The sequence below is a fragment of the Paraburkholderia heleia NBRC 101817 genome, assembly GCF_000739775.1.
Lineage (GTDB): Bacteria > Pseudomonadota > Gammaproteobacteria > Burkholderiales > Burkholderiaceae > Paraburkholderia > Paraburkholderia heleia.
Genome location: NZ_BBJH01000034.1, coordinates 79,109 through 102,082, shown reverse-complemented (window position 1 = coordinate 102,082; position 22,974 = coordinate 79,109). Strand labels below are relative to the sequence as shown.

Sequence of the window (22,974 nt, the reverse complement as noted above, 5' to 3'; positions counted from 1 at the left end):
CATGCTCGATCGAACGGGATTGACCGCGATCGATCGTCTATGCATGCCCGCTGATTTTCACAATCTGTCTGGGTTAGAACTGGCTGCTGAAGGTCAGCCACAGCTGGGACGGCGAGCCCGGGTTGGCAATACTCTGTTCGCCACCCAATCGGTGCGCCCACATCAAACCGAGCGAGGCGTGCTTCGCGATATTCGCGTCCAGCGAAATACCGGCATCGAGGAGATTTCGCGTGTTTTGCGAGGCGTCCCACGGATCCTTGTTGATGCGAACGTGGGCCGCATCGAAGAAAATGCCACCGGTCACCACCGTGTTCTTGACCGTGAATGGCTTGCGCAAGTCGAGCTGCAAAATGTGGCCCGTGTCGGCCATCGGCTCGTCGGTCGAATAGGCTCGCGCGCCGCTCACGCCGCCCGTGACCATCTTGTCGCCCGCGTCCAGGTTCTTGCTCGCGAACTGCCCGTGCAGATTGATCAGCAGATACGGCGCGTTGGTACCTGAATACAGGTTCTGTTTGCGCAGCAGCGTGTAGACCGCCTTCGTGAACTGGCCTTGCGTCTGCGCGGTCAGTGCATCGACTTGGGCGCTCGCGGCTGAGGCGATATTCAGGTGGCCGTTGGTCAGCGTGAAGTTCGCAGCCGTGAAGCTTTCTCCGGCGAGGCGGCGACGATCGCCGTCGTCCCACGTCAAACCGGCGTCGAGGGCATTCGTGATCGAATTGCTGAGCTCCTGGCCCCCGAAGGTGCTGCGTCCCCAGGACTTCGACAGGTCGATATTTGCGCGAAGGTCGTAACCGAAGGCGCGGAAAATCGGATAGGAAAGACCGGTGGCGACACCCGTGGAGCGGCCGGTCAAATCGGAATCATTGATCGTGAAGTAGGTGCTCGATGCGTTCACGTACCAGCGCAGGCCGCTATAACCAATCGGCAAGCTGAAGTCGATATCGCCGCCGTAGTAGTTTTTGTCGGTGGCCGTGGCGAGAACCTTCAGCACATCGCCCTCGCCGAGCAGATTCACACCGGAGACCGTGCCAACGAAGCGCGCGTGCCCCACGGAACTCGACCCGTAGTTATCGACGCCCAGGCCGAATTGCAGACGACGGCCAAGCGGCGTCACACCTTCGGTCAAATGGGTTTCGCCAACGCCCACACCGTCCGCCGACAAGCTCGGCACGCCGAGCTGCACGCCTGGAATGTCGCTGAGCAGCAGCTCCGCGCGCTCGAGCGATGCGTTCGTCAGGGGCTTGCCGCCCTCGCACACGAGCGTATCGCCCTGCAACTCGTACTTGTCGCACAGCGCCGTGCTGAGTGTCTTGGCTAAACGCCGCGTCTTGACCTTCGAGGTGTTATTGAGCGTGATCCTGCCGACCGCGCCCTCCAGCACGGTGAAGCGCAGCACACCCGTTTTCATGGCCGCCTGCTTGTCGGCCGGCGTCACCACCACGCGCGAAATCAGCCAGCCCGCGGAGCGGCTAGCCTCGCTCATCTTCGCGGCGGCATCCGTGAAGTTGAGACTGGCAACGTCTTCGCCAATCAGGCTGCTGCCGATCGGCGTCAGCCGCTTTTCGACCACGTCTTTCTGGAACTTGACGTCCGAGACGGGAGAAAAGTCGACCGCTGTTACGCGCACCTGCGCCGAGACAGCGCCACTAAACAGGGCGAGCGCGGAGACGATCGCGAGCGACATCGGTCGCAGTCGCCCCATAATTCGAGAGTTATGTTCCGGAGTCCGCATAGTGACCGTTTCCTGATTTACGTTTAAGGCGTTCGAATAGTGGCAAGGAGCCATCTCGACGACGTTGAAGTTCGGATCGTCAGGGCGCACGCATCCAGGACGAGATGCCCGGATCGCAGCCGTTGCAGGTTTTCCCCGATCGCATCGCCGGTCGAGTGACCGGAATGGCTTTTCGCGTGTGTTATCCGCCATTAATTCGGATAACTACATTAGTGATTTGAATGACTGAGCGAAACGAACGTTCTTACCGCTTACCGACGAGGACCCATCACGAACTCGACAACATTCACGACGAGAGCGACTCCACTACCGCAGATACGATACTGCTCGGTGGGTAAGCGGGAAATAGCAAAAATTCTATTTAAGCGAAGACACTTCTTACCGAATTTCGTAACTGGCGGGAATGGCGTGAAGACGGCCAACGCGGCGGACTGGAGAGCGGGGTCGCGAGACTCGTTGCAGGCACGCCCGAGTGCGGCTGGTTGCCGCGGGTAAGGAGGAGGGTCGCAATAAGAGCGGAAGGACTCGCGCCCGAGCTACGGGACAGAGCGACAGCGGGCTTTCCCGCGCAGCGGCCTGGTAGCCACCAGGCACTCACTGGGCGAGCAGGCCGATAAAGCCGATGAGCAACATCAGCGAAACAAGCAGACAGACGATCCCGCCGCGCGTGAAATACAGCGTCCACGCGGGCTCGATACGACGCTCGATCGAAGAAATAGACAGCATTTTCAGGGGGTCGCGCATCGAGATCATCAGCATCAAGGCAGCACAACCCAACATCAGCATCGCTGAGATAATTAATAGAAGAATATCTGGCAATTCCATGCCCCCTCTCTCACTTGACGCGCTGCGCGCGCCGCCCTCCCTCAAGGCTCGCACACGCTACGACAGGTTTTTGCGAATGAAAAACACGGTCAAAATTAAGAGATTTAACAAAATCTGACAATCGAATAACTTCTAAAATCCCGGCATCAAGTCCTTGTCGGCCTATGGCGCCACGCTCGGGCCCTGCCTCCCGAGACCGAGGATCGCGCCCCGCGCCAGGTTCAGGTACCGACGCGCACCACGAACGGCGGCTGCGGCGACTGAGGCGGAATACGGGTCTTCCCAGCGCGCGCTGGCCGCATGCGTGCCTCGACAAGTCGATGAAGCTCCGCGCCTTCATTGCCGAAAAGCTCGACGAGCACCGGGAGCAAAACGCCCTTCTGATACCAGCCCAGGAAGTAGCGATGGCACGTTTGATAGACCGGATAGCGCGCGGGTAAATGCGCCCAGGGACTATCGTTCGTCAACACCCAAAGGACGCCGTTCAGCGCCGAGCGCAGGCAGACAGTGGGACGGCCGCGAGGATTTCTTTTCGGCAGCGATTCCGGCAGCAGCTTCACGACGCTCGACCACTGCACGTTCGACAATTCGAGAAATGAATTCACCATAACGATTTAGTGAGAAAGACTGTTCATTAATAGTTCACCCAACGCTGGGCGGATATCGGAAATCTTCTATTTTTGCGATAATGCGTCGTCGTTGACTGGAGTGAAAACTCTTTGATACTTTTCATGTCCAATATTGCGTATGTTTAGCTGACAGCTCACGGCTCGCGAGCGCGCACGATCAGATGAATTCTGTGTAGAGCGTGATGCCGATACATGCGCCGCCGATCAAACCGAGTACGCGGCCGATCAGCATGGACTTGAGATCCTCATCGAGCAGAAACGGGCTGCGTCGGTCACGCAGCACAGTCCACAGCAGAATTGGACGCGTGACAAGCAGACAGGCCGAGACCAGAATGGGTACGAGAATCTGCGTTGCTGTATTGGCGAAATGGCCGGAAGGGATATCGAAGTATCGAAAGCAGCTCACGATGAGCGCGGTCGTCACACCCGCGAGCAACGTGCTGGAAACCAGATGGTTGGTAGATTCGGCAATATTCATGTTCGCCCTCGTCAAGTTGGATAAACGATGCCAGGGACGAAGTCTTCCGGGGCGGCAGCAGACTTCGCCCTGCCGTCCGACTGCGCTGCAACCCGGATGAATTTTGCGATGGGAGTCGGTGACGGTCTATCGAACAAATTCGAAATACGCATTGCCATTCGCACCGAATCCCGCCACGCGCGGACGCTGCATTAAAGGTTCGGCGATAGGTGTTCTTACCCTTCTAACTTCAGGTTGGCCGCAGCGTTTGCTGCAGCAACGAGGTTAGTATGCGACACCAGGGTAAATACTTGGACTATTGAATTAAAACGCAGACGAACTGGGTGTTTCGTTAAGTCGCGGCGGGGCATGACGGCAGGCGGAAGCGCGAAGCCGCAACGGGTCATCAGCTACGAGAATCCAGGGCCGCCTTCACTCAGCAATACGCTTGAAACTGACGTAGTAGTCGTCAGTGTAATAACAATCGCTGGTCTGCCTGCGCGGTCCGCCACATACGACCCGGCGTTGCCCGCGATCCGTCGTGCCCGGGGTGCGCACCGTGTATGTGTGGTAGTAACCGCGGGGATGCTTCGGCAGCAATTGCGCCGTGTTACGGAACAAAACGCCGTCGTCCGCAAAAGGAAAGGGGCCGCCCGCCTTGATCAGCCGCAGTGTCTCGGCCGCTTCGCCCGGCAACTGCGCCTTGGTGACGGTCCCCAGTGCGCCCGGCACCTGCGCGCCAGATGCGGCGGGCGTGCTGCTTGCTACCGGCGCCTGGCTAGCGGATGCGCCCGAAGCCTCGGTGGCGTTTCGCGAACTCTCCTTGCCGCATCCGCCAAGGATCGCGCTCAAAGCGACGACGCAAGGGAAAACCCACGCTCTCTTCACGAAACGACTCTCCCCTCGTTGACCAGAACTCGACGACCAGGATAGACGTAAAGGTAGCGCTATTGGCTGAGCGAATCAATGTTCGGCCGCAAACAGGCACTCGGCACTCGGCACACGCCCCCGGCCAATGCGCGGCGGCCGCTCACACCCGTTCCGATGTAAGCGGCCTGGACTTGCAATCACATGATGCCTGGATGACGCGGTACTGCAACGGCTTGATGCTCTGCACTACAACTACGTGATGCCCTGCTCTTCAACTGCACGGTGCTCCGCACTTCAACTACGGGTTGCCCTGCACTCCTCATTGATATTACAGCGTGATGCTTCGACACTAACCGCTCAACTCTGCCACATTCGACTACGACCGCCGGACTGCTGTTCTGCAACGGTTACACGGTATGGTCCAACTCGACCGCAGGAGGGGAGTCCCGGGACGGAGCCAACATCTCGCTCCATGAAAGACAGTGTAGGCGTAGACGGGATGAACCAATTGACCGAAACGAGCCCAATATCGCGTCGAGTTTGCGCAATTGGGCGGTCTTCCTGTTCAGGCTACCGCTTGTGCTTCGGACCGAAAGAACGGGAAGTTCGCATAACCGATGTGTGTGCCGCCGAAGAACGATGTTTGCGGGATGTTTGCGGGTCGGCTGAGTCGTGGTTTGGAAACTTCCATGCCTCCCTCCTGTCGGCATGGCGCTTTCAACCAGAAAGAGCCAACTAAACATTATTGAAAACTGCTCGCATGCCGGTAGCATTCATTCATCGACTGCCAGATCGAATACCGGCAGCGTCGATCAGGTATTGGCGGCCTCCTGACGGGAGAGACGACGGATATGCGAGTCCTGGTATTGGGTAGCGGAGTCGTCGGCGTGACGAGCGCGTTTTATCTGGCGCGCGCCGGCCATGAGGTCACTGTCATCGACCGCGAGGAGGGTCCTGCGCTAGAGACGAGCTTCGCAAACGCGGGGCAAATTTCCCCAGGCTACGCAGCGCCGTGGGCCGCGCCCGGCGTTCCGCTCAAAGCCGTTAAGTGGATGTTCCAGAAGCATGCCCCGCTCGCCATCCGCCCGGATGACGCGGACAAGCAGTTCCAGCTCCAGTGGATGTGGCAGATGCTGCAGAACTGCACGGCGGAGCGCTACGCCATCAACAAGAACCGCATGGTGCGGCTCGCGCAATACAGCCGCGATTGCCTGAAGGCGCTACGCGCCGATACGGGTATCCAGTACGAAGGACGAACCGGCGGAACGCTACAGGTTTTCCGAACGCAGCAGCAGTTCGACGGCGCAGCAAAGGACATCGCCGTCCTGAAAGCGGCGAACGTTCCCTACGAGTTGCTCACTGCAAGCGAACTCTCACGGGCCGAGCCGGCTCTCGCCGCGACCTCGCATAAACTAACCGGCGGGCTTCGCTTGCCCGGCGACGAGACAGGCGACTGCCAACTGTTCACCACCCGGCTTGCCGCTCTCGCCGCCCAGGCGGGCGTGACGTTCCGCTACAACACCACCGTCGATGCGCTCGTTGTCGAAGGCGGCAAGGTCGTTGGCGTACGTCACGGAACCAGGCTTATCCATGCCGACGCGTTCGTTGTCGCGTTTGGCTCCTATTCGACGAACTTCCTGTCTGGCCTCGTCAGGATTCCGGTCTATCCGCTCAAGGGATATTCCATCACGGCGCCTATCGCGGATGAGGCACGCGCCCCTGTCTCGACCGTCCTCGACGAAACCTACAAGATCGCCATCACGCGCTTCGACAAACGAATCCGCGTGGGCGGCATGGCCGAAATCGTCGGGTTTGACAAGCGCCTGCGCGAGGCTCGGCGCGAGACACTCGAGATGTGCGTGAACGATCTGTTCCCGGGCGGCGGCGACACATCGAAGGCGACGTTCTGGACCGGGCTGCGGCCGATGACGCCGGACGGCACGCCCATTGTCGGACGCACCGCCGTGCCCAACCTTTTCCTGAACACGGGCCATGGCACGCTCGGATGGACCATGTCCTGCGGTTCGGCGCAGCTTCTCGCCGACCTGATTTCAGGCAGAAGACCCGCCATCCAGCACGATGATTTGAACGTGTTCCGCTACGCGAGGGAACCGGAGGCCCCGGCGGATTTCGCACTGGACTAGTCAGTAGTGCTGGAGGAGCGATGAGCGCCGGCCGACGTTCCCGTCTGGATCAGTGCGAGGACGGGGCGAACGCTTCGAAGTACATCCGCTCGAGTGCGAGCGTGATACCGAACTGCGAAGTTTGCCGCAGTCCATCGGCGCCACAGAATTGCAGCTCTGCTCGCTCGCCGACGACAATGACCTCCTGGGCGCCGCCCTCCAGGTACGCCCTGATCCGCGCGCCGATGTCATGCGCAAACTTGCGGTCAAGAAGCACCTCGACGCACAAATCCGGCACAAACGGAACGGGATCGTCCCGGTCAAACCCTTCCCACTTTTCAGGCGGCATCCAGACGACGTCAGGTACGCGGATGCCAAATGACGGTGTCGCCACGGCAACCGACATCGCAGCCACGTGGCCAATCTGCTCGGCGATCTGGCAGTACACGTCGGTGAGAACAATCTGGCGCCGTGCCGAAGGCTGAGGATGCGGCACCGCTTCACCGCGGCCATCGAGCTCGCAGCATTCCCACGCGCCGGAATCAGCGCTGGGGTGCATCCGGCGCCAGGTCGCTACAAGCCCGTCCTGTTCGAGAAGAGTCGACACAACCACAAGCCTCCGGTATGAGAATTAACTAAGGGTATTCCCTTTGTCGGCTGCTGAAAAGCCAATGATTATGTGCGTCGCACAATAAACTGCGGGTTAAAATGGGCTCGATTTTGCACCCGTTATCGGGCCATATGGGGAGGTCCCGCGTCTCAGCCCGCGTCTCAGCCCAATGCCAACGTAGCGGCTGAAACTGGCTGGCATTCGTCTTTGTTGTGCAGCGCATCAACATCGCCGCAAAGGGTAGTATCAGCGCCTGGTATTCAGCTTTTACCGAAGTCGCGCTCTGCGCGCGCTTCGGTGAAGTGTTACTGTAAGTGTTTGTCGAGTGCGCCCCGGCGCTTGAACACGAGAAGTGCAATGGAAATCGATACGGAGACTTTCCGGCGACTGCGCCGTCTCGCCCCCGTCGTTGACGACATACTCAACGCCGGGGAGGTTGAACATGCGGGCCAGGCTGTGAATCTCGCGGCACTCGCGCGACTGTGCTCGACGCTCTTCGACGCTTACTGCTCAATACATCCCGAGGAGACCGCGCAAGCGAACCTCGACATGCTCGAGTCGCAAAAGTAGGCCCTGCCCCAAAGTCACGGCCACGTCAGTATTCCTTATTGCAGTTGAACAGCCATCAACTCGTTGACGAACGCGGGCCGGGCGGAGGCGAATTCCATCAGGTTGACGAAACCCTCGCTGAGCGCAAATGCTTCCAGCGCATCCTTGCCGCTGTCAGCCTTGATGCGGCCGTAGCTTTCGACCATCATCAGGTCGGTAATCAAGTACACCATCTCAACCTCTTTCTGTCCGGGGGGGTCTGAGTCGTTGTCCACTCAAGGATTCTTTCGAAGCGTACGTAGCGTCACTTAAATCGGGCTTAAACAACGCCGGCAGGACGAAAGCCTTGCCGGGCCGGCGCCTGGCAAGCGCGCGCTGCCGCTACGGCGCCTGACGGCACGCTCTCGTCTATGAGAGAAGTTAAGATGAGAGCGGGATAGGCAACGGCTCCCGTCTTCGGGCAGCAGAAAGATGGAACGAGAAACTTACAAAGGCTACGATTTGTGGGGTCACGCCATCGCGCAACAGGCAGAGCTGCTGACGCCGGGGCGCTACGCGGGAGGCGGGACCATCATCCAGGGTAACAAGCTCATCTGCACTTCCGGCGTCCTGGACCTGTTCGATTCGGAGGAGGAAGCGCAGGACGCGGGAATCGCATGGGCAAAGGCGTGGGTCGACACACACGGCTAGCGCACGCAGGGGCAACACCGGTGTTCCTGATACTTCGATCAGCACGTCAACGTCACAACGCTGCCGCTTAGTCCCCCTCGCTTTTTTGCCGGTTTTCCGCAAAAGGCGCCGCCAAACCGCGCCATGAGATAATTCAATTTTCTGCTGCCCTTGCCGATAACCAGATGTCGGCTGACTACAGATGCCGGACGACGCCTTTGCGGAATATCCCTGAGCTGTACTCGTCCCATAGTCTCGAGGGTGGGCGACGCTCGAACCAAGCGAATTCGTGAGACTGCCTTCGTGTCCGTTTCAACTTCTACTGGAAAACTGGCTACCTGGGCGGGACGTCATCTCTTGATTGTCGGCATATTGGGCACCTTGATGGCCTTGGGGGTGATGGCCATCAGCACAGCGACGCTTCTGGCCGCCCGCAACGAGGCGGTGGAGCATGCACACGAGACTTCGCGCAACGTTACTGCGGTTCTCGTCAGCAATATCGCCCGGACCTTTGAAACGTCTGATAATTCCCTCCGGACGTTGATTGCTGACTTGAGCAAGCCCGTCGTTCAGAATCTGGATCCCAAATCCAGGCACGACCTGCTGTTTGACAGTACCCCAGCGGAGTATTTTACCGGTATGGGTTTTACAGATAGCCAGGGACAGCTGATCGACGGTTGCTGTGGCCGCACGCACCATTGGAACTTCAGCGACCGGGACTACTTCACGGTTCATCGTCAGTCGGCGAACGTGGGTCTTTATCTGTCTGCGGTCTACCGCGCCCGTTCACGTGGAGGCGTGGAGGCGATCGCATTGTCCAGACGGATCAACCGAGGGGACGGCTCGTTCGGTGGAGTGGCAATGGTTGCCGTCAATCTCGACTATTTCAGCCAGCTTCTCTCCAGACTGGACGTAGGTCCTCATGGTGTCACTGCAATTGTGCGTGTCGATGGCACGGTGCTAGCGAGAAATCCTCCACTCACCAAAGCCCAGCTTCTGACATCATCGCACTTCAAGCGTATGGTGAATCAGGACTCCGGATTCTATTCGGCGCGATCATCGATAGACGGAACAGTCCGGCTCTATACATTCCAGCACGTTCCCGGCACTCCCCTGATTGCCGTGGTCGCACCCGCGGAAAGCGACGTGCTGGCCGGCTCGCGACGCATGTCCTGGATGGTTGGCATCTCCGCTGCACTCATCAGCGCCGCATTTTGCGCCGTTGTCTGGCTCCTCGCATTCTCACTGCGGGCTCACGTGAAAGCGCAGGCGTTGCTGACTGAACTCACCCGGACGGATGCGCTGACCGGACTCAAAAACCGGCGTGCGCTCGACGAGTTCCTGGCACACGAATGGGCTCGGCTTCACCGTAACGATAGCTGCCTGTCGCTGCTGTTCATCGATGCGGACAACTTCAAGCAATATAACGACAGGCATGGTCACGCCCAGGGGGATATCGCGTTGAAACACTTGTCTGCGTGTATCAAACGGCATGTGCGTCGGCTCGGCGATCTCACTGCACGCTACGGCGGAGAGGAATTTGTCGTTGCATTGCCTGACACAGACGAAGCTGCCGCGATGAGGATAGCGGAAGCCATACGTTGCGAAGTTGAGAGCGGGCACCCCCACGGTTCTTCCGGGGCGGTTCCCCCGTTCACGGTGAGCATTGGCGGTGCGACCGGCCGGCGAGGCTCTCCCTGCTCGCTCGCGGAACTGACGAACGGTGCGGATTCCGCGTTGTACGCCGCCAAACGTAATGGCAGGAACACTGTCGTTTTTGCCAATGCGGTTGCGACTGAGCGGCTATAAGACCCGAGTGCCCTTCGGTTTCCCAACCAGCGTGATCCCGATACTCATCACGCGCATTCATGGCCATTGTTCAATGCCCGACCAGTAGCCGTGCCCCCATGGCCAGCACGAGCGCGGGCAGCATGACCACTGTGCCGATCCTGAAAAACTGCATAAAACCCACCTCTTCGCCCTCACGGCGGATCGAGATGAGCCACAGAATGGTCGCGAGCGAACCGGTGATCGACAGGTTCGGACCGAGGTCCACACCGATCAGCAGGGTATCGATCAACCGCTCGGGGCTGTGCGCCTGCAACGCGCTCGCGCTTGCGATCAGTCCGGCCGGCAGGTTGTTGATCGCATTGCTGCCCAACGCGACGACGAGCCCCGATATCGCGGCCGCGGCCGGTTGACTCTGCTGCGCCGCGTGCGCGAGCAATCGTGAAAGTTGAGCGATCACGCCCGTGTGCGCGAGCATCTCCACGAGCACGAAAAGTCCAGCAACGAGTGGCAGCACGCTCCATGAGATGCCGGCGACCAGTTCCAGCGGCGACTCGCGCTCCCTGATGAGCACCACCAGCGTGGTGAGCAGGCCGAGCAAGGCGGTCGGCAGGCCCAGTTGCAGGTCGAAGGCGGAGATCACGAGCAAGGCGATTGCCGTCACGCCGATGCCCGCCAGCGCGACCTTGCCGTTTGCGCCGAGCGGGTCGACCGGCAGGCCGCAGGCGCATGTGTCCTGGAGATCCCTACGCTGCGTCCAGCGCAGCAGGAAGAACGTCGCGACGATCGACAGCACGGAAGGAACGGCGAAGCGCGTCATCCACAAGCCCAATGCCGGCGTGTGATTCGCGTAAAGCACAAGATTGGCGGGATTCGAGATTGGCAACACGAAACTCGCCGCGTTGGCAATGAACGCGCAAACGTATAGCAGCGGTAGCGGCTTCGTGTTTGCCTTCTTCGCGGCGGCGAATACGGCGGGCGTCAGCACGACGGCGGCGGCATCGTTCGAGAGGAACGTCGTTACTGCAACGCCGACCAGGTACACCAGCAGAAACAGCCTGCGCGGCGAGCCCTTCGCATGGTTGACGGCGAATACCGCGATCCAGTCGAACAACCCTTCGCGACGCCCCAGTTCCGAAAGCAGCATCATGCCGATGAGAAACAGATAGACATCGGTGCCTTTGGCGAGCGCCTGCAGCGCGAGCCCCGGGGGCAGCAGGCCGAGCGCGACGAGCAGCACCGCGCCCGCTACGGCCCAGATCGCTTCGGGCCAGCGAAACGGCCGTAGCACCACGCCCGCGGTGGCGGCAAGCGCGATGCCCCATGAGAGGAAGGTCGGATTCATGCTGCGAGAGAGCGCGGGTCGGCCAGATCGCGGCGGATGCCGCAGGCCTGCTTCAGGGAGGTGCCGAACAGAAGCCAGAGCGCGAGCGACCCGGTCGACACGGCGCCCAGCACGAGAAATGCCGCCGCATAGCCAAAGTGCTGGGCGAGCATGCCGCCCAACGCAGGACTCAGCGCCGCACCAATGCCTTGCACCGTCATCACCACGCCCTGCCCGACGTTGACGCGGCCGGTGCCCTGAAGGAGCCGCACGACGAGCGCCGGAACGGCCACACTCTGCAGCCCGGCACCGATGCCATCGAGCGCCTGCACGGGCCACACGCCCCAGGGCGTGATGAACAGGGCCGCAACCAGGCCGCGCAGCGGCAGCGCGAGAAAGGCGATCAGGATGACGCCCCAGTACCCGAGGCGCTCGATCAGCCGGTTCGTATAGCCCGCCGCGACGACCATGACCAGTTGCGCGACCACGATCGTCTGCGCAGTGAACGCACTCGGATCGCCCCTGTGCGCGGCGACGACCGCAAGGCCATAGAGCGGGAGCATCGCGGCGTTGCCGAGGTGAAACATCGCAAGCGCGGCGGACAGCAACAGCAGCGGCCGGCAGGCAAGCAACACACGGGCGCCGCTCGACTGCTCATGCGCCTGCATGGACGAGGTTGCGGCCAGGCCCCGTGCGCTGTCGTGATCGATCGCATCGGCACGGATCAGCAGCGTCGCGACGATCGACAGCGCGCCGAAGCCACCTGCCAGCGCGAAAACCGCGCCGAAACCATAGCGCCAGCCGAGCCAGCCCGACAGCGCCGCCCCCACGACATTGCCCGCGTGATTGGCCACCTGGTTGCGCCCGAACTGCCGGTCGAAGCCCCGTTCATGGACGATGCCAAGCGTCACGCCCGCCACGGCCGGCCCGAGCGCGGCACCTGCCAACGCGGTAAGAATCTGCGACGCCGCGGTCATCCACCAGGTGTGCGCCACCCAGAGCACGAGCGAAGCAAGCACGGTCGACACAGTCGCCGCCACGATGATGCCGCGCTTGTGACAGGACGCGTCGACGAGTGCTCCGGCTGGCGATATCGCGAGCATGCCCGCGATGCCGCCGAGCGTCATCACCGTGCCGATCGCGTCGGGATGCCAACCGTGAGCTTGCAGAAAGACACCGAGAAACGGCCCGATGCCTGCCTGCACATCGGCCATGAAGAAGTTCAGACCTTCGAGCGCGTACCGGGGGTTCATGGACAATTCGCCTTCCTTGGCCATTTCAGGTGATCGAGGCTCCAATACCCGTTGTTGGACGAAGCGTGCAGATCGTCGAAATGCATCCAGCCCGGCATGGGTTTTTCCCCCCGACTCAGGCCGCTGCTGCGTCAACCCGTTCGGCGATCTCGTCGACCTCGATGGTTCGGCCATGACGGTTTCTGATGCCGTGCCCCCATGCCTGAACGTGCGCTCCCGGCGCGAGGTACGACGCAACGCATCGCGCGATCTGCCGCGACACGTGGGGCGGAAAATGGACCTGCCGCGGGTGACGCAAGCCGAGCACGAAGCCGTCCAGCTCGCCCTGCGCGTTCAACAGAAAACGCGTCACCGTGCCGCGGGTTTCGGGAAGTCCGTGCGGGTCGATCTAATGCATGTCGATGGTCCTTTTTCGATGATGAAGCGGCCGAAGTCCGCCGTGACTCAAGGGGCCGGCGGCAGGCTGTCGTAGAGCCGCGTGAGGTTGCCGGGCGACCCGAACGCCGTCGCCTGCAGTGCTGTGCCGTACGGGTTGCGGGTGCCGTAGCCTTGCGCCGAAACCGTTGCACCGGCTTGCAGGAGCGCGGGAAACTGCTGTGCGATCGGCGGCGTGAGCTTGATCACGGTGCCGTCGGCCAGAATCACGCCGTCCGGCTCGCCGCGCGGCGCGGTCGTCACGTGCGCCACCTGGCCCTGCACGCTCAGACGCGACAGCGCGACGCCACGCAGCGCGGGCGGCAATGGCTGCGAGCCCGGCACCGGCGGCTGGTCCTCCAGCTGCCGGCCGCTGCGCGCGTCGACGATGCGTTGTGCCGCGATGTTGCCACCGGCGTCGCGCCATCCGCCGACCTGCACGTTGTCGCCCGGACGAACCATCGAGGTGAGCTGCGGGCCCATGTGCGGGGGGAAATGCACGACCTGGCCGTCGCCGGTCAGAAAGCCGTCCACATCGCCGTCCGGGTTGATGAGAAAGCGCGAGACCGTGTCTTGCGCGGTGACGGCGGCTCCGGCATCGGCGAGCGGCACCGGGCCGCCGGGCGGCGGCGGGAGAGGCGCCCCCGGGGCGATGCCGGGCGGCATCGCGCTTGTCGCGACCGGCGGCGGCGCAGGCGCAACCGGCGGCTCCGGCTGCGTCTGCGCCGCACATCCGCCGCCAGCCGCGATGAGCGCCGCGACGCCCATCGCGTTCATGAGGCGCGCGGCGACGCCGCGGCGCGGGGACTTCGGGATCGCTTGCATGGTCCACTCCTTCATCTGGCGTGGATCTCTTTGCAAGGCCTATGCCATTGCGCGGAAGTCCCGTGGAAGTGGGCCGCAACGCGCTGAAGCGGGAGCGCAGTGTCAAGCAACCGGACAGCCGCCGTCCGGTTGCTTGACACCTGTGCGTTATCGGGCGTCGGGGTCGGCGTCGGACAGGCCGAAATTCGCCAGACGCGTGTAAAGCGACTGCCGGCTGATGCCGAGCCGACGCGCCGCTTCGGCGCGATTGCCACCGGCGAGCGCGAGTGCACGGGCGATCACCGCACGTTCGAGCTGTGCAAGGGCCTCATTCAATGGGAGATCGAGCAAGCTCGCGGGGATCGCTGCAGCGCCGCCCTCACCTGGATCGAACAGGAAGGCGAAGTCTTCGCGCGTGAGCAGCGCGGCGGGCGCCAGCGCGTTCGCGCGTTCAATCGCATTCGCCAGCTCGCGCACGTTGCCAGGCCAGGTGAAGCTGACGAGCAGGCGCTGGGCGTCCGCGGAGAGATGCCTGCCCGCCGTCCCGGACGGCCCGGTGACGCTCGCCAGGAAATGCTCCGCCAGCGGCAGGATGTCCGCCACACGCTCGCGCAACGGCGGCATGTGCAGCGGAATCACGTTGAGGCGATACACGAGGTCCTGACGAAACGTGCCCGCCGCGACCATCGCCGGCAGGTCGCGATGCGTCGCGGCCACCACGCGCACGTCGACGGCCACCGTCCGGTTGGTGCCGAGCGGCGTGATCTGCCGCTCCTGCAGCACGCGCAGCAGCTTTGCCTGCATTGCGAGCGGCATGTCGCCGACCTCGTCGAGAAACAGCGTGCCGCCGTGCGCTTCTTCAAAACGGCCGCGCCGTTCCGTATGCGCGCCGGTAAACGCACCCTTGCCGTGACCGAAGAGCTCGCTCTCGAGCAGGTCCGCCGGAATCGCCGCACAGTTCACGGCGACGAACGGGCCGCTGGCGCGCGGCGACGCCCGATGCAGCACGCGCGCCGCCACCTCCTTGCCCGTGCCCGTCTCGCCGGTGATCAGCACCGTCGAGTTCGTGCCGGCCGCACGGCCAAGGCGCTTCTGCACGTCACGCATGGCTTCGCTGATGCCGAGCAGTTGCGGCTCGCGCGACGGCGGTTCGTGCGCGAACGTCCGGGTCGCCTGCGGGGCTGGCGCATCGGCACGGGTCGCGAGAATGCGCGCGAGAAGCGCGGCGATCTCGTCGCGGCCGACCGGTTTGGTCAGATGCTCGAAAGCACCGAGCCGCATCGCGCCGATCGTGTTGTCGCTCGTCGCGTACCCGGTCAGCATCACGACCGGCACGTGCTGGAGGCTGGCCATGCCCCGCAGCGCTTCGAGCACGGCCAGGCCATCCCTGTCCGGCAGCCGGAAGTCGAGAAAGATACAGTCCGGCGGCGCCTGCCCGCGCAGGCGTTCGAACGCTTGTTCGCCCGTACGCGCCTCGAGCGGCCTGTGTCCAAGGTCCCGGACGGTTTCCGCGAGGCCGTCGCGGAAGGCATCGTCGTCGTCGATGATCAGGATGGTCGCCATGGAATGTCGATGACAAAGCAGGTCAATTCCGGATTGTCCGCGAGCCACGCACGGCCGCCATGCGCCGATGCGATTTCGCGTACCACGGCGAGGCCGAGACCCGATCCGTCAGGCCGGCCACTCACAAACGGCTCGAAGATACGCTCCCGATCGGCCGCGCTGACGCCGGGGCCGTCGTCGACGACTTCGAACCTGAGCCGCTCGCGGCCGTCATCCGTCGAGGCGCGTGCCCGGACGCTCACGTGCCCGCCGGACGGTGCATGGCGCAGCGCGTTAATGATCAGATTGTCGAGCGCTCTCGCCAGTTGCGCGGCGTCGAAAACCGGTTGCGTCGCGCAGGATGCGGCTTGCGCCCGCAACGTTATCCGCCGGCTTTGCGCAGCCGATTCGTGGGCGCCCACCAGTTCGCCGAGCCACGGGCGCAGGTCGACTTCCTGCGCACGCACAATGACGGGCTGCGTGAGCGCAAGCAGGCTCGTGAGCTGCGACTCGATGCGTCCCACCTGCTCGACGATGATCTTCAACGCGGATTCGCGCCGTGCGCCGTCGCCGGCCAGTGCGTTTTCCGCCTTCAGCCGCATGGCGCCCACCGGATTGCGGATCTCGTGTGCAATCTGCGCGGCCATCTTGCCCAGGGCGCCGAAGCGTTCCGCCTGCGCGAGTTTCATGCCCAGTTCGTTCGCCTCGCGCTGCAGTCGGTCTGCGCGCTCCACATAGCGGTTGAGCGCGTCGACGATGTGGTCCAGATCGCGCTCCCCGAGCCGCTCCATGCGCTTGCCCTGCTCGAGTCTGCCGTCCGGCGCGAGCGCCTGTTCGAGCCGCATGAGGTTGCGCTTCCAGCGTCTGAGCGCCATCGCCAGCAACAGGGCCAGCACCACGATGATCGCGAGCACGCCCGCAAGGAAGGCCGCGGCGCGCGCCCCATACGGCCCGAGCGGCGGGCGCGCGTGCGTGAGCATCCAGGCCAGCAGGCCGGCGTGATGCGGGACCGGGCAGGCGACGGCGATCACCGCGTCGGCACCGTTCGAGACGACGTCGGCGCGCATCTGGCCACCGCCAGAGACGCTTCTCAGCGTGCGAAGAATGAGCGGCGTTTCGGCCTCGGGGACGTCACGCTTCACGCCGCTGCCTTCATAGGTGGGAAACGCGTAGGCGAGAAACCCGTTTGGTGCGCCGGGCGCGGGCGCCGAGGTCCAGAAGCCGCCTTCGATACCCTCCGTGCGGATCAGCACGAGATCGAGCACGGCATGCATGAGATCGACATTGGCTTCGCCCGGCCGCTGAATGGACAGGTCGTAGCGCGACGCGACCGCCGTGCAGGTAGCGATCGCCTGCTGCTTCGCGGCGGCGACACGCTCCCCGAGCGCCGACGACAGCATCAGCCACACGGCTGCGGTCAGGAGGCTGCACAGGATCGCCACGAGGATCCAGAGTGCGTAGAGCTGGGTGGAGAACGACGGTCTCGGCATGAGTGGCTAGTGTTCAGACTGAGTCAGGCAGCCAACCCTGACTGCTGCCCGGAAAGTACCGACAGGTTCAGACATCGGTTTCGGCAACCCGGTAATCGGTCGCCGCACGCGAAAATATCTCACTCTGTTTACCCAGCGCTAGCGGATTTTCGTTCAATCTCGACCAGATTGCCATCCATAAATTCAAAGACGCGGTCGGCGATACGTGCGGTCGATTTCCGACGAGTAATCACGAGGCAGGTCCGCCCAGGGGGTGACCTGATTCCATCGGGAACGCACTGGTCGAGCGCTTCCCGGGTTGCGCAGCGCATTGGCATACCAGCAAGTGCGCCCGGCCCGTACACCCTTCGCCCCCCTCCACGCGATCCGACGAACGCGGACACGGCCCCGTCCGCACCCGTCCGGTTTCCGGTCGACCCGTCCGGAAACCGGACGGCCGACCTCATGCTGCGGCACGGCAAATCCGGCACCGCAGCCGTTCTCCGCACAGTGCCCTGCCCCGCACAGATTGCTTTTTCCCGAGTCCAGCAGGGTTTTGCGCCGCACGATGGTACGGCTGTTGCCCTTCCAGGCGCCGGGAGTGCCCATCGGGGCCTCCCCAGCCGGCGCGCGCAGTCCCGCGCGTCTTGATTCCTAAAACGCGGAGACAGGTTCATGGAAGTGCAATCCCCCGTGCAGGTGATGGGCATCGATGCCGGCGGCACGATGACCGACACCTTCTTCGTCCGTTCGGACGGACGCTTCGTGGTCGGCAAGGCCCAGAGCAATCCGGCCGACGAATCGCTCGCCATCTTCAACTCGTCCCAGGACGCGCTCGCGCACTGGCAGCGCGGCGTCGACGACGTCTATCCGGAACTGCTGACCTGCGTTTATTCGGGCACCGCGATGCTCAATCGCGTCGTGCAGCGCAAGGGCCTCGAAGTGGGCCTGATCGTGAACCGCGGCTTCGAGCACGTGCATTCGATGGGCCGCGCGATCCAGAGCTATCTCGGCTACGCGCTCGAAGAGCGCATCCACCTGAACACGCACCGCTACGACGAGCCGCTCGTGCCGCTCGCACGCACGCGCGGCGTGACCGAGCGGACCGACGTGCAGGGCGAAATCGTGATCCCGCTGCGCGAGCAGGAGGTGCGCCAGGCGGTGCGCGAGCTCGTCGACGCGGGCAGCAAGGCGCTCGTGATCGTGCTGCTGCAGTCCCACAAGAACGGCGCGAGCGAGCGGCGCGCGCGCGACGTCGCGCTCGACGAACTCAAGCAGCTCGGCGCCGAGCTGCCCGTGTTCGCGTCGGTCGACTACTATCCGCAGCGCAAGGAAAGTCACCGCATGAACACGACCATCCTCGAGGCGTACGCGGCCGAGCCGTCGCGCCAGACGCTGAGGAAGGTCAGCGACCGCTTCCACAAGCACGGCGCGAAGTTCGATCTGCGCGTGATGGCCACGCACGGCGGCACGATCAGCTGGAAGGCGAAGGAGCTCGCGCGCACGATCGTTTCGGGGCCGATCGGCGGCGTGATCGGCTCGAAGCTGCTCGGCAGCGCACTGGGCTACGAGAACATCGCGTGCTCGGACATCGGCGGCACCTCGTTCGACATGGCGCTCATCACGAAGGGCAACTTCACGATCGCTTCGGACCCCGACATGGCCCGGCTCGTGCTCTCGCTGCCGCTCGTCGCGATGGACTCGGTCGGCGCGGGCGCGGGCAGTTTCGTGCGGCTCGACCCGTATAGCGGCTCGATCAAGCTCGGGCCCGACAGCGCCGGTTACCGCGTCGGCACCTGCTGGCCCGAGAGCGGGCTCGACACCGTCACCGTATCCGACTGCCACGTCGTGCTCGGCTATCTGAATCCGGACAACTTCCTCGGCGGCGCGATCAAGCTCGACGTCAACCGCGCGCGGCTGCACATCAAGGATCAGATCGCCGATCCGCTCGGCCTCTCGATCGAGGACGCGGCCGCCGGCGTGATCGAACTGCTCGACCTGCAGTTGCACGAGTACCTGCGCTCGAACGTCAGCGCGAAGGGCTACAACCCAACCGACTTCGTCTGCTTCTCGTACGGCGGCGCGGGCCCCGTGCACACCTACGGCTACACGGAAGGTCTCGGCTTCAAGGACGTGATCGTGCCCGCCTGGGCGGCCGGCTTCTCCGCGTTCGGCTGCGCCTGCGCCGACTTCGAGTACCGCTACGACAAGAGCGTCGACCTCGCGTTGCCGCAGGCCGCGTCGGACGCGGACAAGGCGCAGGCCGCGGCGACGATCCAGCAGGCGTGGTCCGAACTGGCGGGCAAGGTGATCGAGGAGTTCCGCATCAACGGCTTCAAGGCCGCGGACGTGATCCTGCGGCCCGGCTACCGCATGCAGTACATGGGACAGCTAAACGATCTCGAGATCGATTCGCCGATCGCGTCGGCCGGCACCGCGCAGGACTGGGACCGTATCGTCGAGGCGTTCGAGGATACCTATGGCCGCGTTTATGCGAGCTCGGCGCGTTCGCCCGAGCTCGGTTTCTCGGTGACGGGCGCCATCATGCGCGGCATGGTGATCACGCAGAAGCCGGTGCTGCCCGAAGATCCCGAGGCCGGTCCCACGCCGCCGGAGGAGGCGAAGCTCGGCACGCGCCGGCTCTATCGCCACAAGACCTGGCACGAGGCCACGCTGTGGAAGATGGAAGCGCTCAAGCCCGGCAACATGATCGCCGGGCCCGCGATCATCGAATCGGACGCGACCACCTTCGTGGTGCCGCTTGGCTTCGCCACGACGATCGACAAGCACCGCCTGTTCCATCTGAAAGAAGTCCATCAAGGAGACGACGCATGAACCGCATGACCAGTCAGGAAGTCGGCCTGGCCGACCTGCTCGGCACGGGCCAGACGCTCAAGCAGTTTCGCGACGCGATCCTCGCGCGCACCGAATCCACGGGCCATTACAACGGTCTCGACAAGCTCGAGTTCCGCGAGAGCGATCCGATCCGCTACGAGAAGCTGTTTTCGAAGCTGCGCGGCGGGCTCGTGCATGCGCGCGAAACGGCCAAGAAGATCGCGGCGAGCCCGATCGTCGAGCAGGAAGGCGAACTGTGCTTCACGCTTTACAACGCGGCCGGCGACTGCGTACTGACCTCGACCGGCATCATCATCCACGTCGGCACGATGGGCGCGGCGATCAAGTACATGATCGAGAATAACTGGGAGCAGAACCCCGGCATCAATCCGGGCGACATGTTCACAAACAACGACTGCGCGATCGGCAACGTGCATCCGTGCGACATCGCGACGATCGTGCCGATCTTCGCCGAGGGCCGGCTGATCGGCTGGGTGGGCGGCGTCACGCACGTGATCGACACCGGCGCGGTCACGCCGGGCTCGATGTCGACGGGCCAGACCCAGCGCTTCGGCGACGGCTACATGATCACCTGCCGCAAGACCGGCGTGAACGACACGCCGCTGCGCGACTGGCTGCACGAGAGCCAGCGTTCCGTACGCACACCGAAGTACTGGATCCTCGACGAGCGCACCCGCATCGCCGGCTGCCACATGGTGCGCAGCCTCGTCGAGGAGGTCATCGCCGAGGAGGGCATCGACGCCTACGAGAAGTTCGCGTACGAGGTGATCGAAGAGGGCCGCCGCGGCCTGCAGACCCGCATCAAGGCGCTCACGCTGCCGGGCAAGTATCGCAAGGTTGCGTTCGTCGACGTGCCCTACAAACACGAGGACGTGCAAACCTCGAACGCGTTCGCGAAACTCGATTCGATCATGCACTCGCCCGTGGAGATGGAGATCCGCAAGGACGGTTCGTGGCGACTCGACTTCGAGGGCGCGAGCCGCTGGGGCTGGCACTCGTACAACGCGCACCAGGTCGCGTTCACGAGCGGCATCTGGGTGATGATGACGCAGACACTCGTGCCGACGCAGCGCATCAACGACGGCGCCTATTACGGCACCGAGTTCCATCTGCCCAAGGGCGCGTGGATGAACCCGGACGACCGCCGCACCGGGCACGCCTATGCGTGGCACTTCCTCGTTTCGGGCTGGAGCGCATTATGGCGCGGGCTCGGTCAGGCGTACTTCAGCCGCGGTTATCTCGAGGAGGTCAATGCGGGCAACGCGAACACCTCGAACTGGCTGCAGGGCGGCGGCATCAACCAGGACGGCGAGATCCATGCGGTCAACAGCTTCGAGGCGTCGTCGTGCGGCACCGGCGCGGGCGCGATCCGCGACGGGCTCAATCACGGCGCGGCGATCTGGAACCCCGAAGGCGACATGGGCGACATGGAAATCTGGGAGATGGCCGAGCCGCTGCTGTACCTCGGGCGCAACGCGAAGTGCAACTCGGGCGGCTACGGCAAGTATCGCGGCGGTACCGGTTTCGAGAGCCTGCGCATGGTCTGGAAGGCCCAGGACTGGACCATGTTCTTCATGGGCAACGGCTACATGAACAGCGACTGGGGCTTCATGGGCGGTTATCCGGCGGCCACCGGCTACCGCTTCGAGGCGCACAAAACGGGCCTCAAGGAGCGCATCGCGAAAGGCCAGAGCCTGCCGCTCGGCGCGGACCTGAACCCGGACCATCCGGACTACGAGAAGAGCCTGAACCCGGGCGCCGTGATCAAGCGCGATCATCAGTGCATGACGACCGAGGACTGCTACGACAACTACGACCTGTACCTGAACTATCTGCGCGGCGGCCCGGGCTTCGGCGATCCGCTCGACCGCGACCTTGCGTCGATCGCGCGCGATCTCAACGACGAGGCGCTGCTGCCCGAGTTCGCGTTGAAGGTGTACGGCGCGGTCGCCACCCAGGACGACAACGGCCGCTGGGTCGCCGACGAAAAGGCGAGCCAGCTGCGCCGCCTCGAAATCCGCAAGGAGCGCATCGCGCGCGCGCGTCCCACCCGCGAATGGATGAAGGACGAGCGCAAGCGCATCCTCGCGAAGGACGCGGCGGTCCAGGTGCAGCACATGTTCGCGACGAGCTTCGGACTCTCGAAGAAGTTCGAGACGCAGTTCCGCACGTTCTGGTCGCTGCCCGGGAGCTGGACGCTCACCGAGGAAGAACTGGCCGTGCCGAGCTATGGCGCGAAGTTCCGCATGGATCTCTCGAAGATGCCCGACGTGCGCACCGTCGTGCTAGTCGACGAGTGAGCGCGGCCGGACCGACGAATGATTGACAAGGAGACAGGAAAATGACGACCTATACGCAGGAACAGGTCAGCAAGCTCGTGGACGGCACGCTCGACTGGGAAACCACGTTGCGCATGCTGTCGATGCCGAAGGATACGGCGCGCTTCAGCCAGTATCTGGCGACGCTGCAGCAGCGGCTCAGCTGGGCCGACCGGATCGTGCTGCCGCTCGGCCCGCATCTGTACATCGTGCAGAAGGCGGACAGCAGGAAATGGGTGACGAAGTGCGATTGCGGCCACGAGTTCTGCGGCTGGCGCAGCAACTGGAAGCTCGACGCGCTCGTGTACGTGCGCGATACCGAGGACGCGATGGCCGAGGTTTACCCGAAGCTGATGGCGCCCGACACGCAGTGGCAGGTGTATCGCGAGTACTACTGCCCGCAGTGCGGCACGCTGCACGACGTCGAGGCGCCCACGCCGTGGTATCCGGTGATCCACGACTTCGAGCCCGACATCGACACGTTCTATAGCGAGTGGGTGAATCTGCCGGTGCCGGAACGCGTCGACTAGCGCCGTGCGCTGCGCCGGGCTGACCGGCGTCGCGTGAGCGGCACAGGCCGGGCAGGCGACTGCACGGCCTGTTCGCGCTGGGTCCGCGCGGCGCCCTTCGATGCCATATCGCGGCTTCCGTGTCTGGTCGCATCGCGGCAGATGCGACTATCATGTGGTGCGTGGCGCCGCGCGCGGCGCCGCAGACGAAACAGGAATGCCGGATACACGGC

At 63.4% G+C, this 22,974-nt stretch carries 21 protein-coding genes; 7 read left to right on the top strand and 14 right to left on the bottom strand.

Annotated features, from left to right (window positions below; translation table 11 throughout):
- Positions 1-73: 73 nt before the first annotated feature.
- From BHE01S_RS25840 to BHE01S_RS39590, 6 genes are all read right to left on the bottom strand, one after another.
- Positions 74-1,822, bottom strand: a complete 1,749-nt coding sequence (locus BHE01S_RS25840) for a ShlB/FhaC/HecB family hemolysin secretion/activation protein (RefSeq protein WP_157025634.1) — start codon at positions 1,820-1,822, stop codon at positions 74-76.
- A gap of 504 nt (positions 1,823-2,326) precedes the next feature.
- On the bottom strand, positions 2,327-2,557 hold the full coding sequence (locus BHE01S_RS25835) for a hypothetical protein (protein WP_157025632.1): 231 nt from the start codon (positions 2,555-2,557) through the stop codon (positions 2,327-2,329).
- Positions 2,558-2,778: 221 nt separating this feature from the next.
- Positions 2,779-3,165 carry a transposase gene (locus tag BHE01S_RS25830; protein WP_052406103.1) on the bottom strand — a complete coding sequence of 129 codons (387 nt, stop codon included), beginning with the start codon at positions 3,163-3,165 and terminating at the stop codon, positions 2,779-2,781.
- A 178-nt stretch (positions 3,166-3,343) separates the two neighbouring features.
- Complete coding sequence (locus tag BHE01S_RS25825; RefSeq protein WP_042268863.1) at positions 3,344-3,664, bottom strand: hypothetical protein; 321 nt, start codon at positions 3,662-3,664, stop codon at positions 3,344-3,346.
- A gap of 411 nt (positions 3,665-4,075) precedes the next feature.
- Positions 4,076-4,531 (bottom strand): ribonuclease, encoded by a 456-nt coding sequence (locus BHE01S_RS25820; protein WP_042268862.1) that lies wholly within the window; start codon positions 4,529-4,531, stop codon positions 4,076-4,078.
- A gap of 547 nt (positions 4,532-5,078) precedes the next feature.
- Complete coding sequence (locus tag BHE01S_RS39590) at positions 5,079-5,204, bottom strand: hypothetical protein (protein ID WP_281177772.1); 126 nt, start codon at positions 5,202-5,204, stop codon at positions 5,079-5,081.
- Positions 5,205-5,364: 160 nt separating this feature from the next.
- Here BHE01S_RS39590 and BHE01S_RS25815 point away from each other — a divergent pair, with 160 nt between their 5' ends.
- Complete coding sequence (locus BHE01S_RS25815) at positions 5,365-6,657, top strand: D-amino acid dehydrogenase (RefSeq protein ID WP_042268861.1); 1,293 nt, start codon at positions 5,365-5,367, stop codon at positions 6,655-6,657.
- A gap of 49 nt (positions 6,658-6,706) precedes the next feature.
- Here the strand turns inward: BHE01S_RS25815 and BHE01S_RS25810 are convergent, their stop codons facing one another.
- The gene (locus BHE01S_RS25810; protein ID WP_052406114.1) at positions 6,707-7,243 is read right to left on the bottom strand and encodes a Uma2 family endonuclease; all 537 of its coding nucleotides are present in this window, start codon (positions 7,241-7,243) and stop codon (positions 6,707-6,709) included.
- A gap of 360 nt (positions 7,244-7,603) precedes the next feature.
- Here BHE01S_RS25810 and BHE01S_RS25805 point away from each other — a divergent pair, with 360 nt between their 5' ends.
- On the top strand, positions 7,604-7,816 hold the full coding sequence (locus BHE01S_RS25805) for a hypothetical protein (RefSeq protein ID WP_042268859.1): 213 nt from the start codon (positions 7,604-7,606) through the stop codon (positions 7,814-7,816).
- A gap of 35 nt (positions 7,817-7,851) precedes the next feature.
- Here the strand turns inward: BHE01S_RS25805 and BHE01S_RS25800 are convergent, their stop codons facing one another.
- Positions 7,852-8,070, bottom strand: a complete 219-nt coding sequence (locus tag BHE01S_RS25800; protein WP_042268858.1) for a hypothetical protein — start codon at positions 8,068-8,070, stop codon at positions 7,852-7,854.
- Positions 8,071-8,266: 196 nt separating this feature from the next.
- Here BHE01S_RS25800 and BHE01S_RS25795 point away from each other — a divergent pair, with 196 nt between their 5' ends.
- A complete protein-coding gene (locus tag BHE01S_RS25795) occupies positions 8,267-8,485 on the top strand; it encodes a hypothetical protein (protein WP_042268857.1) in 219 nt (72 codons plus the stop codon).
- A 282-nt stretch (positions 8,486-8,767) separates the two neighbouring features.
- Complete coding sequence (locus BHE01S_RS25790; RefSeq protein WP_042268856.1) at positions 8,768-10,273, top strand: GGDEF domain-containing protein; 1,506 nt, start codon at positions 8,768-8,770, stop codon at positions 10,271-10,273.
- Between the two features lie 70 nt (positions 10,274-10,343).
- Here BHE01S_RS25790 and BHE01S_RS25785 read toward each other — a convergent pair whose 3' ends face one another.
- From BHE01S_RS25785 to BHE01S_RS25760, 6 genes are all read right to left on the bottom strand, one after another.
- Positions 10,344-11,597 (bottom strand): arsenic transporter, encoded by a 1,254-nt coding sequence (locus BHE01S_RS25785; protein WP_042268855.1) that lies wholly within the window; start codon positions 11,595-11,597, stop codon positions 10,344-10,346.
- Positions 11,594-12,829 carry an MFS transporter gene (locus BHE01S_RS25780; protein ID WP_042268884.1) on the bottom strand — a complete coding sequence of 412 codons (1,236 nt, stop codon included), beginning with the start codon at positions 12,827-12,829 and terminating at the stop codon, positions 11,594-11,596. The genes BHE01S_RS25785 and BHE01S_RS25780 overlap by 4 nt, the downstream gene beginning before the upstream one ends.
- A gap of 115 nt (positions 12,830-12,944) precedes the next feature.
- Positions 12,945-13,217, bottom strand: a complete 273-nt coding sequence (locus BHE01S_RS39260) for a hypothetical protein (protein WP_245639861.1) — start codon at positions 13,215-13,217, stop codon at positions 12,945-12,947.
- A 56-nt stretch (positions 13,218-13,273) separates the two neighbouring features.
- Complete coding sequence (locus BHE01S_RS25770) at positions 13,274-14,068, bottom strand: hypothetical protein (protein WP_042268883.1); 795 nt, start codon at positions 14,066-14,068, stop codon at positions 13,274-13,276.
- Between the two features lie 147 nt (positions 14,069-14,215).
- Positions 14,216-15,610: a sigma-54-dependent transcriptional regulator gene (locus BHE01S_RS25765; protein ID WP_042268853.1), complete on the bottom strand. Its 1,395-nt coding sequence runs from the start codon at positions 15,608-15,610 to the stop codon at positions 14,216-14,218.
- The gene (locus BHE01S_RS25760; RefSeq protein ID WP_042268852.1) at positions 15,595-17,079 is read right to left on the bottom strand and encodes a sensor histidine kinase; all 1,485 of its coding nucleotides are present in this window, start codon (positions 17,077-17,079) and stop codon (positions 15,595-15,597) included. The genes BHE01S_RS25765 and BHE01S_RS25760 overlap by 16 nt, the downstream gene beginning before the upstream one ends.
- A gap of 654 nt (positions 17,080-17,733) precedes the next feature.
- On the opposite strand from BHE01S_RS25760, the gene BHE01S_RS25755 reads away from it, so the two are divergent.
- Genes BHE01S_RS25755 through BHE01S_RS25745 form a run of 3 tightly spaced genes read left to right on the top strand, consistent with a single transcriptional unit; the run spans position 17,734 to position 22,762 of the window.
- The gene (locus BHE01S_RS25755; RefSeq protein WP_042268851.1) at positions 17,734-19,893 is read left to right on the top strand and encodes a hydantoinase/oxoprolinase family protein; all 2,160 of its coding nucleotides are present in this window, start codon (positions 17,734-17,736) and stop codon (positions 19,891-19,893) included.
- Positions 19,890-22,214, top strand: a complete 2,325-nt coding sequence (locus tag BHE01S_RS25750; RefSeq protein ID WP_042268850.1) for a hydantoinase B/oxoprolinase family protein — start codon at positions 19,890-19,892, stop codon at positions 22,212-22,214. Before BHE01S_RS25755 ends, BHE01S_RS25750 begins: the two co-directional genes overlap by 4 nt.
- 41 nt (positions 22,215-22,255) lie before the next feature.
- Positions 22,256-22,762, top strand: a complete 507-nt coding sequence (locus BHE01S_RS25745) for an acetone carboxylase subunit gamma (protein WP_042268849.1) — start codon at positions 22,256-22,258, stop codon at positions 22,760-22,762.
- The last annotated feature ends 212 nt before the right edge of the window (positions 22,763-22,974 follow it).

Coding starts and splice junctions, on each gene's coding strand:
- BHE01S_RS25835 (WP_157025632.1), bottom strand. CDS start 2,557: ATGGAATTGCCAGATATTCTTCTATTAATTATCTCAGCGATGCTGATG.
- BHE01S_RS25830 (WP_052406103.1), bottom strand. CDS start 3,165: ATGGTGAATTCATTTCTCGAATTGTCGAACGTGCAGTGGTCGAGCGTC.
- BHE01S_RS25825 (WP_042268863.1), bottom strand. CDS start 3,664: ATGAATATTGCCGAATCTACCAACCATCTGGTTTCCAGCACGTTGCTC.
- BHE01S_RS39590 (WP_281177772.1), bottom strand. CDS start 5,204: ATGGAAGTTTCCAAACCACGACTCAGCCGACCCGCAAACATCCCGCAA.
- BHE01S_RS25815 (WP_042268861.1), top strand. CDS start 5,365: ATGCGAGTCCTGGTATTGGGTAGCGGAGTCGTCGGCGTGACGAGCGCG.
- BHE01S_RS25805 (WP_042268859.1), top strand. CDS start 7,604: ATGGAAATCGATACGGAGACTTTCCGGCGACTGCGCCGTCTCGCCCCC.
- BHE01S_RS25795 (WP_042268857.1), top strand. CDS start 8,267: ATGGAACGAGAAACTTACAAAGGCTACGATTTGTGGGGTCACGCCATC.
- BHE01S_RS25785 (WP_042268855.1), bottom strand. CDS start 11,597: ATGAATCCGACCTTCCTCTCATGGGGCATCGCGCTTGCCGCCACCGCG.
- BHE01S_RS25780 (WP_042268884.1), bottom strand. CDS start 12,829: ATGAACCCCCGGTACGCGCTCGAAGGTCTGAACTTCTTCATGGCCGAT.
- BHE01S_RS25770 (WP_042268883.1), bottom strand. CDS start 14,068: ATGCAAGCGATCCCGAAGTCCCCGCGCCGCGGCGTCGCCGCGCGCCTC.
- BHE01S_RS25765 (WP_042268853.1), bottom strand. CDS start 15,610: ATGGCGACCATCCTGATCATCGACGACGACGATGCCTTCCGCGACGGC.
- BHE01S_RS25760 (WP_042268852.1), bottom strand. CDS start 17,079: ATGCCGAGACCGTCGTTCTCCACCCAGCTCTACGCACTCTGGATCCTC.
- BHE01S_RS25755 (WP_042268851.1), top strand. CDS start 17,734: ATGGAAGTGCAATCCCCCGTGCAGGTGATGGGCATCGATGCCGGCGGC.
- BHE01S_RS25750 (WP_042268850.1), top strand. CDS start 19,890: ATGAACCGCATGACCAGTCAGGAAGTCGGCCTGGCCGACCTGCTCGGC.
- BHE01S_RS25745 (WP_042268849.1), top strand. CDS start 22,256: ATGACGACCTATACGCAGGAACAGGTCAGCAAGCTCGTGGACGGCACG.